The organism is Labrenzia sp. 011 (genome assembly GCF_003075075.1).
Lineage (GTDB): Bacteria > Pseudomonadota > Alphaproteobacteria > Rhizobiales > Stappiaceae > Roseibium.
In genome coordinates, this window is the sequence record NZ_QCYM01000008.1 from 1 (window position 1) to 14965 (window position 14965).

General features: G+C 59.0%; 15 protein-coding genes. 11 read left to right on the forward strand and 4 right to left on the reverse strand.

The features are described 5' to 3' along the window. From DCO57_RS10400 to DCO57_RS10425, 7 genes are all read left to right on the forward strand, one after another. The coding region (locus DCO57_RS10400; protein ID WP_205756129.1) for a TylF/MycF/NovP-related O-methyltransferase at window positions 1-352 on the forward strand (352 nt) is incomplete at its 5' end. Window positions 353-435: 83 nt separating this feature from the next. Further along, complete coding sequence (locus DCO57_RS10405) at window positions 436-651, forward strand: hypothetical protein (protein ID WP_116698836.1); 216 nt, start codon at window positions 436-438, stop codon at window positions 649-651. After that, window positions 641-1108: a lysozyme gene (locus tag DCO57_RS10410; RefSeq protein WP_116698837.1), complete on the forward strand. Its 468-nt coding sequence runs from the start codon at window positions 641-643 to the stop codon at window positions 1106-1108. The genes DCO57_RS10405 and DCO57_RS10410 overlap by 11 nt, the downstream gene beginning before the upstream one ends. Before the next feature lie 113 nt (window positions 1109-1221). Further along, on the forward strand, window positions 1222-1464 hold the full coding sequence (locus DCO57_RS10415; RefSeq protein ID WP_133192654.1) for a hypothetical protein: 243 nt from the start codon (window positions 1222-1224) through the stop codon (window positions 1462-1464). Continuing rightward, window positions 1427-1699 (forward strand): hypothetical protein, encoded by a 273-nt coding sequence (locus tag DCO57_RS23275; RefSeq protein ID WP_133192655.1) that lies wholly within the window; start codon window positions 1427-1429, stop codon window positions 1697-1699. Before DCO57_RS10415 ends, DCO57_RS23275 begins: the two co-directional genes overlap by 38 nt. Next, window positions 1696-1950 (forward strand): hypothetical protein, encoded by a 255-nt coding sequence (locus tag DCO57_RS10420; protein WP_205756130.1) that lies wholly within the window; start codon window positions 1696-1698, stop codon window positions 1948-1950. Before DCO57_RS23275 ends, DCO57_RS10420 begins: the two co-directional genes overlap by 4 nt. 951 nt (window positions 1951-2901) lie before the next feature. After that, on the forward strand, window positions 2902-4059 hold the full coding sequence (locus tag DCO57_RS10425) for a DUF2336 domain-containing protein (protein WP_116698840.1): 1158 nt from the start codon (window positions 2902-2904) through the stop codon (window positions 4057-4059). A 3-nt stretch (window positions 4060-4062) separates the two neighbouring features. Here the strand turns inward: DCO57_RS10425 and DCO57_RS10430 are convergent, their stop codons facing one another. Then, window positions 4063-4689 carry a LysE family translocator gene (locus DCO57_RS10430; protein WP_116698841.1) on the reverse strand — a complete coding sequence of 209 codons (627 nt, stop codon included), beginning with the start codon at window positions 4687-4689 and terminating at the stop codon, window positions 4063-4065. 97 nt (window positions 4690-4786) lie between these two features. On the opposite strand from DCO57_RS10430, the gene DCO57_RS10435 reads away from it, so the two are divergent. After that, the gene (locus DCO57_RS10435; RefSeq protein ID WP_116698842.1) at window positions 4787-5551 is read left to right on the forward strand and encodes an extensin family protein; all 765 of its coding nucleotides are present in this window, start codon (window positions 4787-4789) and stop codon (window positions 5549-5551) included. Between the two features lie 75 nt (window positions 5552-5626). Continuing rightward, entirely contained in the window at window positions 5627-6847 is a 1221-nt protein-coding gene (locus DCO57_RS10440) for an alanine racemase (protein ID WP_116698843.1), read from the forward strand. A 100-nt stretch (window positions 6848-6947) separates the two neighbouring features. Here DCO57_RS10440 and DCO57_RS10445 read toward each other — a convergent pair whose 3' ends face one another. Continuing rightward, window positions 6948-7415: a BA14K family protein gene (locus DCO57_RS10445; protein ID WP_116698986.1), complete on the reverse strand. Its 468-nt coding sequence runs from the start codon at window positions 7413-7415 to the stop codon at window positions 6948-6950. Window positions 7416-7617: 202 nt separating this feature from the next. On the opposite strand from DCO57_RS10445, the gene DCO57_RS10450 reads away from it, so the two are divergent. Continuing rightward, window positions 7618-8376, forward strand: coding sequence for a DUF2470 domain-containing protein (locus tag DCO57_RS10450; protein WP_116698844.1), 759 nt, complete (start codon window positions 7618-7620; stop codon window positions 8374-8376). Between the two features lie 398 nt (window positions 8377-8774). Further along, window positions 8775-9392 carry a DUF1062 domain-containing protein gene (locus tag DCO57_RS10455; protein ID WP_116698845.1) on the forward strand — a complete coding sequence of 206 codons (618 nt, stop codon included), beginning with the start codon at window positions 8775-8777 and terminating at the stop codon, window positions 9390-9392. Window positions 9393-9525: 133 nt separating this feature from the next. Here DCO57_RS10455 and DCO57_RS10460 read toward each other — a convergent pair whose 3' ends face one another. Further along, window positions 9526-13110, reverse strand: coding sequence for a hydantoinase B/oxoprolinase family protein (locus DCO57_RS10460; RefSeq protein WP_116698987.1), 3585 nt, complete (start codon window positions 13108-13110; stop codon window positions 9526-9528). 231 nt (window positions 13111-13341) lie between these two features. Next, window positions 13342-14814, reverse strand: a complete 1473-nt coding sequence (locus tag DCO57_RS10465) for a glycosyltransferase family 39 protein (RefSeq protein ID WP_116698846.1) — start codon at window positions 14812-14814, stop codon at window positions 13342-13344. Between the last annotated feature and the right edge of the window lie 151 nt (window positions 14815-14965).

Genomic DNA, 14965 nt, shown 5'->3' on the forward strand with positions numbered 1-14965 from the left:
GGGTGTTAAAGAACAAAACAAGATTTACTTTGACTGTTTTGAGCAAGCTGTGAAGAATTTCTCGCCCTTTCCAAATGCGAAGTTAATTCGTGGAGTGTTGCCGGGAACTCTTAAGCAAGCGCCAATAGATAAAATTGCATATCTGTCAGTGGATTTGAATCACGCTAAATATGAAAAAGAAGTTATTACGGAGCTCTGGGATAGGCTTTCAAGTTCTGCTATCGTATTGATAGATGATTATGCTTTTCAATCTAACGAGGAGCAGTATGAAATGTGGAATGAATTTGCTTCTTCTAAAAACTGTTCGATCCTTACGATGCCTACAGGTTCCGGTGTGTTGATTAAGCCTTAGGCAGTATTCTAGAGAAAGACCGGAAGGATACTAAAAAGAAAACCGCCCCCTGAGGCGGTTTTTTTGTGTCTGAAAGCTTCTTCATGAAACTGATAGTCGAATGGCGGCAGGTGCTGAAGCGGGCCTGGAGCGTGCGCCTGATGGTGCTTGCCGCGCTGCTTTCCGGGGCGGAGGTCGCATTGCCATTCCTCGGTGACCTCCTCGAGCCGGGAATCCTCGCCGCATTGTCGGCGCTGGCAACTGCGGGAGCGTTCGCTGCCCGGATACTCGCACAGAAGGACATGGAAAATGGGACGTAGAACCCGTCTTGCGGGCGCCGTCGGTGCGGCCGCGATTGCGCTGGTTGGCGCCTGGGAAGGCCTGCGGCTGAGCGCCTATCGGGATGTGGCCGGGGTGCCGACCGTCTGTTATGGCGAAACCCGTGGTGTGGTGCTGGGAGACCGGCACAGCAAGGCCGAGTGCGACGCCATGCTGTTGAGCTCGCTGAGGAAACACGAGGCAGGCATGCGCAGATGCCTGAAGGCGCCGGACGCCATTCCTGCCCGCTCCTATGTCGCCTTTGTCAGCCTGACCTACAACATCGGTGTCGGGGCCTTCTGCCGGTCCACGGCGGCAAAGCGGCTCAACAGGGGCGATGTCAGGGGAGCCTGCGATGCGGCGACCTGGTTCAACAAGGCCGGAGGCCGGATGATCCGGGGACTGGTCAACCGCCGGGCCGCCGAGCATGAGCTTTGCCTCGAAGGCGTTCGCGGATGATCGCGGCGGTCCTGGGAGCTGTGCTCCGGAACAGGGGGCTTCGCAGCATTCTCATCATGGTTGCCGTACTGGGCGGGTTTTCTGTCTGGCATGCGCTGGACAGATCCCGTGCGGTGAAGGCGGCACGTGAGGGCTATGTGAAGCAAGTGGAGCTGATTGCGGCGCAGAAGCAGTTGAAAGAGCTTGAGCGCCGGCAAGTCGTTGCCGATGCGGCCCGCCGCCATTTGCAAACCGAAATCGAAAAGGCCAATGCCGAAGCGGAGGCCGCCGAACAGGAGCTTGAGCATTATGTCTCAACCGTTGAGGACAGCTGCGTTGTTGAGCCTGGCCTTGCTGAGCGCCTGCGGAACCGTTGACGCGCGTTTGCAAGCGGCGGGGAAACAGACTGGTCTGCTAGAAGCGGAAAAGTCGCTGCCGGACTATCCGCACGACTGCCGCAAGCAGGAACGTTCGGGTGTCCGGACGGGTGAACCGCTGGACGTCGCTCTGCTTCGAACCGATCGGGCCTTGCACCGGGCCAATGCTCGGGTGCTGCGTTGCGCCGGCTGGTATGACGAAATCAGCGCCGGCTTTGCAGGAGGGCGGTCGTGACGGAAGACGAGATGCGCGAAATTGCCCGATTGGGCGGCAAGGAAGGCGGACGAGAAGGGGCGTGGGAAGTTCTGCGTGCATTGGGGGTGGATACTGAGCACCCTCTGGAAGCCCAGAAGGACATGCATTTTTTGCGTGACCTCCGGACAGGGACAACCAGCGTCAAGGTAAAGTTCATAAACACCATAATTGGCGCTTTCGCGCTGGCCGGTCTCTACAAGGTATTTTCCGGCGTCATGTGGACGCCCTGAGGGGCGTCCCGGGGTGGTCTTGCCATAGAGGATCCAGTTATGTGGTCGCGTGCCGGTTTGTCCGGAAGGGACCGCTGTGACGGACGTTCAGCGGTCGACAGGCTGTTCACCGGTAAATGGCTACTGTGCGCTGCAATCTGCGTGACCATCTTCAAATCATGAACGAATTGGCCGACAGCGGTTGCCATAAACCCTGAATGCGCTCAAGCGCTACAGCTACAGGGCATCATGGACCCCAGGCAATGACCGTCTGCCGGACGCGGTTTGCGCGCGCCGGGAGGGTTGCTTGTATCAATCCAGGATTGTGTCCGGGCGTCGAGGCAGGGGAGAGCGATATCAGCTTCTTGAAACAGCGAATCGCCCTGATCGGCAACATGAAAAGTCGACAGTCAGCCAAACAAGCGCTTCCTTTTCCTGCCTGCACCTTCTGGTGCGGCAGGTTTGGGGCGTTGTTATGGTATTCTTCCTGTTGTTGAGGCCATAGGCCGATATCCGAGTATCGGCTTATTATAATTATCTTTTTCGGGTTGGGTCAGATGACGCCAACCACGATTGCACCCAGAAAAGCAAGGGCTGCAAGGAAGGCAATCATGTTCAGGTTCCGTGCAAATGTCATCTGTCCGCTCCCGATTACCTCTATGTGACAGAGCGATATTAGGACAGCCGTTCCGGGAAACGAAGAAAAAAAGTTGCTGCAATGCAAAGTCGTCATGCGCCCTTGGGTTGCGCTCCTTGAGGATTTGTTAATTAAGGCATTGATTGACAAGGAACCCTGCGGCCGGCAACGGCGCGTCTCCCCGTTTCAGGCGGATGAAATTTTTCCGGCGATCTATTCGCAGGCCACCGCAACGGCGACCACCGGTGGTGTCGGAGGCAACGAAAGGGTGGTAGCGTAATATTAACAGGCTATTGCTATGTTTTGCTCACCGCGATCAATGCGCCGGAGTTTCAATGTTCAATCTTGGCAAACTCGCTGAACTGGCAAGAGACCACAGTGCTGCTGGCCGCAAAAGCCTGATCTGCATGCTGACGGATCTTTTTGTGAGCGCCGGCGATGACCGGGATGAGCAGATCAGTCTGCTTTTCGGGGATATCGTCCTGAAGGTTCTTGGGCAACTGGAAGAGGAAACCCGAATCATCCTGTCAAAAAGGATGTGTGGGGAAAAGGATGCTCCTCATGAACTGATGGTGAAGCTGGCTCAGGATACGCTGGTGGTTGCCGAACCCGTTCTGGAACAGTCGCCCGTGCTTTCTTCTGAGGACCTGGTGACCATCGCCAGGACGGCTTCGATGGAACACCTCGGTGTCATCGCAGGCCGGGAGACCATCGACAAATCCGTTACATCCGTGCTCGTCGACCGGGGCGATGCCAGGGTCCTGAGCAAGGTCACCGAAAACAAGGGGGCGCATTTCGCCGATGCTTCCTTCCTGACACTGGTTGAGAAAGCCCGGACCAATACAAAGATCCAGGCGGCCCTCATTGACCGTCAGGATCTGACTGAAGAGGCAGCCAAGGCGTTGCTGCCGTTCCTGACGGAAGAGCTGAAAGAGCGTGTGGCCGCGCTCGGTGCCGACAATAGCCTTGTACAGGTGCTGGCGCAGCGCGCCGCCCTGGAAGTTGCGGCCCGGTCCCAAAAGCTTGAAGAGGCGCGGGAGCAATCCAACGCGCTGATACGGGACGTTGTGAACAAGAAGGCAAAAATCGGCGATGCGGTGATCCTGTTTGCCCGTTCGGACCGAACGGCTGAACTGGGAATGCTGCTGGCCAAGGTGAGCGATCTTCCTCCCGCTGCCGTGTCTCAGCTGCTGTTCAGTACAAGCGACAAGCCGCTGGTCATTCTCTGCAAGGCAAATGGCGTTCCGCCAGAGGCTTACAAGGAGATCCTGACAATGCGCGCCCGTCGCCTTCGCATCGGCGGTCTGGAGCTGAACGCGGCCATTCAGCGCTATGCAGTCTTGAGCGAAGAGGGCGCCAAGCGATCGCTCGAAGTTCTGAAAAAGTCCGGAGCGTCTTTCGGCCTGAAAACCAGTGCGGACACGACTGTCTCCGAGGCGCCACCCAAGAAGAAAGTTCCCTTCGCGTCCAGCCGCAGTTCTTCCTCGAATTGACGGTTATCCGGCCGACCGCTGCAACGTTGCAGTCATGGCCGCTGCGGAAATCAGAAACCCGCCACCAATCTTGTTGACCATTCGCAGCAGAGACGGGTTCCGGAGCTTCCGGCCGAGTGCTGCCGCAGCCAGGGCATAGACGGCCGCATTCAGTATGCCCAAGACGACAAAGGTCGTGCCAAGCAAGGCAAGTTGCGGAACGACAGGGGCCTGGGCAGCAATGAAATGCGGCAGAAACGCCATGAAGAAGACGATGCCTTTCGGGTTGAGAGCGGTGACCACATAGGCATGCCAGAAGATCTTCCGGCTCGATATTTCCGCAACCATATGCGGACCAAGAGCCGTGGGCCGGCTTCGCCACATTTTGACTCCGAGCCAGACCAGATATATCGCTCCGCACCACTTGAGCATCGTGAACGCCGTGGCGGAGGCCGCCAGAATGGCTCCCAGGCCCAGGAGAGACGCAGCCGCCGCCGTCGCATCGCCCAGGCCGACGCCCATAACACTTGCGACAGCCGATTTGCGGCCCTGGGTCAAAGCGTAGCTCACGACAAGCATGATGGTCGGTCCGGGAATGGCCAGAACGATCAGCGTTGCAACAATATAGGCGGAATATAGTTCTAGTGTCATGGGGATCCTGCGAAGCTGGTGTAGCAAAGCATAGGCCTTGGATGAGAGCTGTTCAATTGCCGCGCCTTCACTTCAACGGCCGGAACCGGGGAGAAAAATGCAGATTGTAACCCAGCTTTGTCGTGCCTTCCTGGCGGGAATGGTTCTTGCTCCTACCGTTTGTTTTGCCGTGGAGGTTGTCCCGGACGCCAAGCCACTGGCGCCCGCGTTCCGGGAGACGTTTCTGGAGGGTGTCGATACACCGCCGGCCAAACCGCGGTTTCCGGAAGCGGATGATACCGGAAGAAAGTCTGACGCAGGGGGCAGGCCATTTGCAGCTTGTGACATTCCCGGAGCGCTGCTGGAACCGGGCGAACCGGTGGCAGGTGACAAGTACGAAGAGTGCCAGATTGCGGAGCCGGTCAGGCTGAACGGTGTCGTAGATGGAACCAATGTGGTGAAGTTTCCCGCTCCCGTGTCCGTCTCGTGCCAATTTGCCGGGGTTCTGACCCGTTGGCTGAGGCAGGATGTTCTTCCAGCTGCGGAGCTGCAATTCGACAGTCCGGTGGCGGTTGTCGTGAGCGGACCGGGGTACCAGTGCCGCCGGCGGAACAACCGCCCGGACGGAAAGCTGTCCGAGCATGCATTGGGCATGGCTGTCGATATCTCCCGTTTCCAGTTGGTGGACGGGACGGAAATTTCCGTTGAAAAGGACTGGAAGGCAGGGACCGGAAAAGGGACGTTCCTGCAGACCATTCATGCAGGCGCCTGCCAGCGCTTCACGACGGTTCTGGGACCGGATGCGGATCCCGATCACCGGTCTCATTTCCATCTGGATATCGGCTGTCATGGGCAGGACTGTACCTATCTCATCTGCCAATAATTTCCGATCCCGGCTTGCAAATCCGCTGCAGGCTTGGTCCATTCAAACGGTCGACAGCAAATACCGGAACCACTGATGGAACGATATGCGACTGCCGTTGAAGCTGCCCTGGACCTTCGTCCCGATCAGCCGGTCTACTGCTTCAGGCCGCAGGTGTTGCGCGAGGACGTGCAGCAGTTTCAGGCCCTTTTTCCCGGCAAGACCGCCTATGCGGTCAAGACCAACGGGGAGCCATTCGTGCTGGATGCGATCGCAAGGTCCGGCATCGATTGCTTCGATGTTGCTTCACCAGCTGAATTCGCCGCGGTGCGCAAGGCCGCCCCCAAGGCCGAAATGCTTTACATGCATCCGATCAAGGCCCAGTCAGACATCCGGCTCGCGCTTGAACAATACGGTATCCGGACGCTCTCCCTCGATCACGAAGACGAGGTTGCGAAGATCCTGCGGATCGTGCGGGCTCTCGACATTGACCCTGGTACGATCACGCTGTTTGTCCGCATTGCGACCAAAGGCCATGCGGCCTATGAGCTGTCGAAGAAATTCGGTGCGGCACCGGGACACGCGGTCGAACTTCTGCAACGTATCGACCGTATCGGTTTCAAATGCGGACTGTGTTTCCATGTCGGCAGCCAGGTGGAGGAGCCCGAGACCTATGAACGGGCCCTTGCCTCGGCGGACTGGATCCGGTCGCGGGCGGGCGTGCCGATTGTCGAGCTGGATATCGGCGGAGGCTTTCCGGCCGTATACGGTCATGATCCGCGCCGGAAGGTGCGGGAGATGCCCTCTCTTGAAGATCTCATGGCGCAGCTCAAGACGGATATCGCGGACTGGCAGTTCGACGACCTGCCGCTGGTGGCCGAACCGGGGCGGGTGATCGTCGCGCGGTCCATTTCCCTCATTGTCCGGGTTCTGTTGAAAAAGGGCCGTCGCCTTTACATCAATGATGGCATCTGGGCGTCCCTGTCGGACAGCTGGACCGGGAAAATCACGCTGCCGGCGCGGTTCATTCCGGACCCTGCGCGCAGAACGCGGTCGGGGCAGGCGGACAAGATCGTGCCGTTCAAGGTTTGCGGAGCGACCTGCGATAGTGTCGATATTCTGTCCCGTCCGTTCTGGCTCCCCGAGACTGTCGATACGGGAGACTGGATCGAGATCGGCCATATCGGGGCCTACAGTCTGTCGTTGAGGACTCGGTTCAACGGGTTTTATCCGGAAAAGGTGATCGAAGTCAGCACGCCGTTCGATGCCGGCGAGGCGCCGGAAGGCTTCGCCTCCATCGAGACCATGGCGGATTGATCCTGAAACGGAAAAATGCGGCAACGAGCGGGTGTCAGTTGGGCTGACCTGTTGCTTGTTGCCGCAAGTTTGCGGGCTGAGGGAATTCGGTTTCGAAACCCTACTGGCAGAAGCGCTGTTCGCCGCCATAGGTGGTGTAGGTGCCGGTGGACGGGTTGAAAGACCGGTATTTCGACGAGCAGTGCTGGTACCACGCAGGGCTCCACGGCTGGTATCCGGCGGCTCCCTGCACGCGGCCGGGATATGGAGCCTGCGGATAGTAGTTCACCGGCGGCGGGCTGGCGGCGGGCTGGCGGGTTGCGCCCAGCAGAACTGCCCCTGCCGCAAGACCAATAACGCCGGCCGCGACAGCTGCGCCGAGGTTGTCATTGTTTCCGTGTTTCTTGCCGCCGTGGTTATTGTTCTGGTTCTTCTTGCCCTGGTGGCTGGGTTGCGATCCGTGGTGCTTGTTACCGCCGCGGTTGTCGTTCCAGCCGTTTTTTGAACCGGCTTCGGCCGTGGCAATCGTCGGCAGAAGAAGTACGCCTGTCAGGGCGGCTGCGATAATACGTTTGCTCGTGTTTCTCATCGTCTCTCTCCAATGGCCCGCGCTTTCGTGATTGGCGCCGTAGCTGATGTTGAGAGAATTGCACAGACGGTCTGAACCGGTTCTGAGATGCCCGTTCATCTGTTGTTCAGATTCCCGACGTGGAATTTCACGGGTATGATGCGGCAAGGAATCGTGGCCGGGGCCCCGGCCGTCAGGAGGAAAAGTGGATACCCGGAGCGAAATGGACAAAGAACCGAAATCAGTTGTCCGACCAACGGATGACGAGGCCCGTCTTCTCGCCAAGGGACTGATCCGCTCTGCCCGGTATGGCGCGCTTGCCGCCCTCGAATCCGGAACGGGGCATCCCATGGCCAGCCGGGTTGCGGTGGCAACGGATCTGGACGGAACCCCGGTTATCCTCACCAGTACTCTGTCCGGTCACACCGCCGCTATTCTCGAGACACCTGCCTGCTCTCTGCTTGTCGGCGAACCCGGCAAGGGCGATCCACTGGCTCATCCACGGACGTCGCTATTCTGCAACGCCGAGCAGGTGGAGCGGGGAAGCCCGGTCCATGACCGGTTGCGCGCGCGTTATCTGGCGCGTCATCCGAAGTCGGCGCTATATGTCGATTTTGGCGATTTTGCATTCTTCCGGCTGAAGCTTCTGCGTGCCAGCCTGAACGGTGGTTTCGGCAAGGCTTTCGAGCTGACGCGAGAGGATCTGCTGACGCCGGTGGATGACCCGGAGCGTTGGGCGGCACTGGAGACCGGGGCCGTCGCGCATATGAACGAGGACCACCGGGAGGCCATCAAGCTCTATGCCGAAGTGCTGCGTGGCGCAAAGCCAGCCAACTGGCGGTTGGCTTGCCTGGATCCGGAGGGGCTGGATCTCGTCGCCGGAGACATGATCGAGCGGCTCTGGTTTGATGAGCCGCTGGACGACCCGTCAGAATTGCGCCCCATGCTTGTCGCCCTGGCTCTGCAGGCCCGGAACACCTGAGAGGGTCCCCACTTCTTTCCCGAGCCTGATTGTACTTGTTTCAAGCCCTGTCCCGGGGTAAATCCTTTCATCTTTTTCTATCTGGACGATTGTTTTGCCTACGCTCTAACCGGTCTTCGATTCCGCGTTCGCACTCGCAAGGGTGCGTGATCGACTTGTTCGTCAAAACGGCGGATCGGGACCGGTATGGCTTAGCCAGACCGTATCTGGATTTCCCGATACGCTGCTGATTTTCCAATCTTCTCAGGATCAACGGACGACCGGTCCATCACGATTGGTGACATCCGTAAATTGATCGATTCATAGATGCTCAAGCCAGACTGAGTGCCCGTGGTTGTGGCCGCGTGGTTGTCCCGACTGCCCGTAGACGGACTTCCCTTTGAAGGAAGACCCACGGAATGTCGTCTTTACTGAAAATCGAATGGACTATTCTGAATTGCGATTCTCCTCTTGCAAACCGCCCATGCAGTCGTTGCAAAGCGATCAGGGAATTTGTCTCGACGGGAAAATTTAGACTGAATGCGAATGGCAGCCGTCTGGACGCCTGGTTGATATTCTCATGCGTGGTCTGCGGAAAACGATGGAACAAATCGCTTTTTGAGCGACGTCCCGTCAAAAATATTTCCCATGAGCAGCTCGAGGCGCTTCAGTCCAACGACCGGAAACTCGCGGAGCGTCTGGCGCTCGAGTGCAGCAATTCGGATGCTGCAAGGAGCTGTGGATTTACGCTTGATAAGCATGTTTCGGGTCGGGTTGGTGGTCCGTGCGACGAAGTCCTGCTTCGTATCCGCAATCCAGCCGGTGGCCGCATCCGCCTGGATCAGGTTCTGGCCAGGGGACTTGGGCTGTCGCGAAAAGACATCCACCGGCTTGTGGTTTCCGGAGTTCTTCGCATCGACAGTCCATCAGGCAAGGCCATCAGACGACCGGTGCCCGGGGAGATAGAGATTGCGTTGTCCTGCGCAACTGCGAGCCGGGACCTGCTGGGGCGGCTGCAACTGAAACCAACGATCTGATTTGGCGCTCTGACGAGCCTCATCCCGGACTTTGTTTCCCCATTGCCGAACGGATCAGCCTGCGTTCATGCGAAGGCGGACTGATCCGTTCACTGGTCCTGTCCTGATCTCGCCGATCAGGCAGGTTCAAGTGTCAGGCCTTTCCCCATCCGCCTGCGGTCGGCGTAACGACTGTCACAGCCTCCCCGGCCTCGAGCACCGTCTGGTCGCAGCCTTCCAGCTCTTCCACGGTGCCATCCAGCCGTCGGACTTCCGTACGGCCGAGTTCGCCGTCTTCCCCGCCGGCAAGGCCCTTGGGTGGAACCGTGCGGTGGGAAGCCAGGATGGCGCAGTCCATCTTTTCCAGGAAGCGCAGGGTACGCCTGGTTCCGTCGCCCGCCGACCACTTGCCCTTGCCGCCGGATCCCTTGCGGATATGGAAATCCTCCAGAAGAACCGGGAAGCGGAATTCCAGCACTTCCGGGTCTGTCAGGCGGGAGTTGGTCATATGGGTGTGAACGCCGTCCGTGCCGTTGAACCCGGGACCTGCCGGCGAACCGGAACAGATGGTCTCGTAGTACTGGTAGGTGTCGTTGCCGAAGGTCAGGTTGTTCATCGTTCCCTGGGCATTGGCCATGGCGCCGAGAGCTGCGAAAACGGCATTGGTGACATGTTGCGACGTTTCCACGTTCCCGGCGACGACCGCGGCCGGATAGGACGGCCGCAGCATGCATCCGTCGGGAATGACGATATGGATCGGCTTCAGGCAACCGGCATTCATCGGAATGTCGCCATCGACCATGACCCGGAAACAATAAAGGATCGCGGCACGGGTTACCGGCTCCGGAGCGTTGAAATTGTTGGGTTTCACATCCGATGTACCGGTGAAGTCGACGGTTGCCTCACGCTTTTCCTTGTCGACCGTGATCCTGACCTTGATGACGGAGCCCTGATCCGTCGGATATTCGTATTCGGAATCCTTCAGTGCCTCGATAACCCGGCGCACGCTTTCTTCCGCATTGTCCTGAACGTGGCCCATATAGGCCTGGACAACGTCCAGTCCGAAATGGGTCACCATCTTCCTGAGCTCCTGAATGCCTTTCTCATTGGCCGCGATCTGGGCGGAGAGGTCGGCGACATTCTGGTGCGGGTTTCTTGCCGGATAGCGGTGGTTGGTGAGAAGCTCGACGAGTTCGGCCTCGCGGAAATGTCCCTGATCGACGATCTTGAAATTGTCGAAAAGGACGCCTTCCTCATCGACATTCGTTGCGCGGGGCGTCATGGAGCCGGGCGCCGAACCGCCGACATCCGCATGGTGGCCGCGAGAGGCGGCCCAGAACAGGATCTTCTGTCCCTCGTCATCGAATACCGGGGAGACCACGGTGATGTCCGGCAGGTGGGTCCCGCCGTTATAGGGGGCATTCAGGGCAAACACGTCGCCCGGCTTTATCTTGCCGGCGTTGAGCTTGATGACGGTTTCGACCGACCGATCCATGGAACCGAGATGCACCGGCATGTGCGGTGCATTGGCGACAAGCGCACCGTCGGCATCGAAGACCGCGCAGGAGAAATCCAGCCGCTCCTTGATGTTGACCGAATAGGCCGTGTTCTGCAGCGTCACACCCATCTGCTCGGCGATGGACATGAACAGATTGTTGAACACTTCCAGCATGACCGGATCGGCGCTGGTGCCGATGGCATCGGACTGTTTCAGCGGTACGATGCGCTTCAGGATGACGTGATCCTTGGCGTTGATTTCCGCCTGCCAGCCGTTCTCGACAGCGATTGTCGCATGGGGCTCAATGATCACGGCGGGGCCGGTGACTTTCATGCCCGGTTTGAGTGTCTCGCGTTTGAAGATGCCGGCCTCGTGCCAGGCGCCATCGGAATAAAGGCGTGTCGAAGACGCCGGGGCGGCTGTCTCGAAGGAGAGACTCGCGTCGGCTTCGGTGAGACCAACGCCGCCGCCTGCCGTTTCAACTTCCAGCGCCTCAACGACAACCGGTTTGTTCTCGTAGACAAAGCCGAACTGGTTGTGATGGGCCTGTTCAAAGGCTGCGCGCATTTCGCCGACGCTCCCGAGCGGTACGGGAAGCGGCGTGTCTGTTCCTTCGTAGCGCAGATGTGCCGTGGCGGTCGTCCACCGGGCGTTGGCCGCGATTTCCTGTTTGTCGAGTTCCGCTTCCGTCTGGTTTGCAAGCTGTGCCCGCAGATCAGAAAGCTCCGGCAGCAGATCTTCGCTCAAGGTCTTGACCACGGCCTGCTGGCGGTTCGCCCTGATGTCGGCAAGGCCCATGCCATAGGCAGACAGGATTCCGGAGAACGGGTGCAGAATGACCGTCTTCATGCCGAGACTGTCGGCGACCCGGCATCCGGTCTGACCACCTGCGCCGCCGAAGCAGGTCAGCGCGTATTCGGTCACATCATAGCCGCGCTGCACGGAAATCTTCTTGATGGCATTGGCCATGTTCTCGACGGCGATCTTGAGAAAGCCGTCGGCAACTTCGGCCGGGGTGCGGCCGCCGCCGATCCGTTCCGCCAATTCCGTGAATTTCTTCTCGACGATCCCGGCATCCAGCGGCTGGTCCCGGTTGGGGCCGAAGATCTTCGGGAAAAACTCCGGTGACAGTTTTCCGGTCATCAGGTTGGCATCAGTCACCGTAAGAGGCCCGCCGCGGCAGTAACAGGCGGGACCGGGATTCGCTCCGGCGGAATCCGGCCCGACCTGAAAGCGCCCATCCGCATAATGCAGGATCGAACCGCCACCGGCGGCCACCGTGTGGATCATCATCATGGGAGCACGCATGCGCACACCGGCAACTTCCGTCTCGAAAGCGCGTTCGTACTCACCTTCGAAATGGCAGACATCCGTGGAGGTACCGCCCATGTCGAAGCCGATGATCTTCTCGTAACCGGCCATGCGCGATGTTTCCACGGCGCCGACGACGCCCCCCGCCGGGCCGGAGAGGATCGCATCCTTGCCCTGGAAGAGTTCGGCTGCCGTTAGGCCGCCCGAGGACTGCATGAACATCAGCCGTGGACCGTTGCCGAGTTCCTCGCGGACCTGGTCGACGTAGCGGCGCAGGATCGGCGAGAGGTAGGCATCGACCACAGTGGTATCGCCGCGCCCGACCAGCTTCATCAGGGGCGAGACTTCGTGGGAGACCGAAATCTGCGGGAAGCCGACGTCACTGGCGATTTTCTTCAATGCCTGTTCATGGGCCGGATAGGCATATGCATGCATCAGCACGATGGCGATGGACCGAATTCCCGCGTCCCATGCGGCCTGCATCTCCTTGCGGGCTTCCGTTTCGTCCAGCGCGGTTTCCAGCGTGCCATCCGCCCGGATGCGTTCGGTGATTTCATGAACGCGCTCATAGAGCAGTTCCGGTTTGATGATTTCCTTCGCAAAAATATGCGGGCGCGCCTGATACCCGATTTCCAGGGCGTCGCGGAATCCTCTGGTGATAAAGAGAGCCGTCCGCTCGCCCTTGCGTTCCAGAAGGGCGTTGGTGGCGACGGTCGTGCCCATTTTGACGGTCGCGACCGTGTCCGGGGGGATCGGTGCGCCTTTTTCGATACCGAGCAACTCGCGGATGCCCTGGATGGCGGCATCCCGGTAGGCTTCAGGGTTCTCTGAGAGAACTTTGTGCGGATGCAATGTTCCGTCAGGGCTGCGTCCGACGATGTCGGTGAAGGTGCCGCCCCGGTCGATCCAGAAATCCCACTTGGCTGTCATGTTCTCCCCTTTGCTTTCCATGGAGGCCTGTCACGCGCATGCGCCTGGAATTCGATCGGCCTGCCGTATTCCAAATAACAAGTGTGTTTATGTTTACATTTTATCGATAAATTGTCGATGAGAAAATTTTGAGTCCCGAATCCGCTCTGCAGTTTCCATCAGGAGGGTTGGTCCGCAGCTGCATGCCGCGCGTCGGGGCATGCTTCCATAAGTCAGGCCGGATGACCGGTTTCAATGAGGCTTGCCGGAGCGCAGCAGCCTCAATCCGCTTGCGCCCCAGCCGAAGCGTTGAGCAACGGGCGTTGGGTCGGAAATGCTCAATGCGTCAAGTGCTTCCTTCATTTCTTCGTGGCTGTTGTGAACGAGAAGGAGCCAGCGGTCGCCTCCTGCGGGAGGAGGGGGCAGCTTTTTCAGCTCGTCCCTGTCCATCGCAGTTACAAATTCGTCCGGTGGTCTCAGGTAATACTCGAGGGCAGGGGCGGCAAAGCCCTTGTAGAGCACGAGTTGATCGTCCGTGGAGCGATTGATCCTGTAATCCTGAACAATGCCGCGCCAATTTGGCCGTACCTTGTCGTACAGCGTAAATCTGAGTTCCGGGAAGGTGAGCACCAGCGCTGCGGCGACAAGAAGAATCGGACCAATGCGGGGGGCGAGCTGGTGGGCGCCAGCCGCCGCCAGCAGCAGGAGCCCAGGCCATGCTGAAATCAGATACCGATCGAACAGGATCGGCTGGACGAGAAGGGAATAGAGACAGGCGAGAACCAGAGGGCCGGCCGTATAGGCGAGGCAGACGAGCACGGCCCTGCCTTTTTTCCTGTCGCCTGATGAAAACTCCGTTTCAACGCGTATGGCGCAAAGACAATAGATGAGTGCCAATGCTGCGAGTATCGACAGATAGACCAGCGACCCGGCAATGCTGAATGCCATTGCCTTCAGGAATTGACTGTCCGGATAGGCGATCCAGAACCCGGATTCGGCCACCGATCTGGCGCGGTTCGCCAGAATGATCAGCCAGGGCAGGAAGGCAAGTGCGCCGAAGCCCATTCCGATACAGGCAAGGGTTGCCGGTGACGCCGTGAACCTTCCCGCCCGGAGAGTGTCGCGCAGGGCATGGGCGGCACAGACCAGGCCGACGGTCGCAAATCCGAGCAGCGCATAAATGTGGCTGTAGAGAAATGCCGCGCCGCTGATACACAGCAGGATGAACCAGCCGGCGGACGGCCGGTGCAGCACCTTCAGCAGCGACAGCAGGAAGGCAAGCCCGCAGGCGGCGAGAAGCGCATACATGCGGGCCTCGGTGGAATACCAGACATGGAACGGCGAGAGCGCCAGAAGCGCTGCGGCCAGCAGGCCCACGCATCCTGCGCCTTGCCCTTCTCCGGCAAGAGCCCTGCCGGTCAGATAGATCAGCCAGACAGCCAGAACGCCGAGAAGCGCGGAGGGAAGGCGAAGGGCGGTTTCGCTGTCGCCCAGGACCGGCATGGTCAGCCACAAGATCACATTGTGAAGCGGCGGATAGTTGTCTGCGGCGACGGATGAAAGCAGTTCGCGAAAGGTTCCGCTGGACTGGCTCCAGCTCACCGCCTCATCGTACCAGAGGCTGGTTCTGTCCAGGCCGAAAATGCGGAGCGCAGCCGCAACGATCAGTATGCCGGCAAGCAGCAGCGAACCTGCAATCCTGCCGTGGCCTATGTCCTGCCGCACGTGTTGGCGTCCTCCCACAGACGTGATTGCTGCACGCTAGAGCATCGCGTGTCCACATGAAAGCAGCTTGGCATCGCCAGCTCTCCCGCGGAAGGGGGTTGGTAGAAATGGCGATTTTTATAGCAACAATTTATCGATAAAATGTTGATGT

Bases quoted from the DNA above. Each gene is read 5' to 3' on its own strand.
- DCO57_RS10405 (WP_116698836.1), top strand. From the start codon at position 436: ATGAAACTGATAGTCGAATGGCGGCAGGTGCTGAAGCGGGCCTGGAGC.
- DCO57_RS10410 (WP_116698837.1), top strand. From the start codon at position 641: ATGGGACGTAGAACCCGTCTTGCGGGCGCCGTCGGTGCGGCCGCGATT.
- DCO57_RS10425 (WP_116698840.1), top strand. From the start codon at position 2,902: ATGTTCAATCTTGGCAAACTCGCTGAACTGGCAAGAGACCACAGTGCT.
- DCO57_RS10430 (WP_116698841.1), bottom strand. From the start codon at position 4,689: ATGACACTAGAACTATATTCCGCCTATATTGTTGCAACGCTGATCGTT.
- DCO57_RS10435 (WP_116698842.1), top strand. From the start codon at position 4,787: ATGCAGATTGTAACCCAGCTTTGTCGTGCCTTCCTGGCGGGAATGGTT.
- DCO57_RS10440 (WP_116698843.1), top strand. From the start codon at position 5,627: ATGGAACGATATGCGACTGCCGTTGAAGCTGCCCTGGACCTTCGTCCC.
- DCO57_RS10445 (WP_116698986.1), bottom strand. From the start codon at position 7,415: ATGAGAAACACGAGCAAACGTATTATCGCAGCCGCCCTGACAGGCGTA.
- DCO57_RS10450 (WP_116698844.1), top strand. From the start codon at position 7,618: ATGGACAAAGAACCGAAATCAGTTGTCCGACCAACGGATGACGAGGCC.
- DCO57_RS10455 (WP_116698845.1), top strand. From the start codon at position 8,775: ATGTCGTCTTTACTGAAAATCGAATGGACTATTCTGAATTGCGATTCT.
- DCO57_RS10460 (WP_116698987.1), bottom strand. From the start codon at position 13,110: ATGACAGCCAAGTGGGATTTCTGGATCGACCGGGGCGGCACCTTCACC.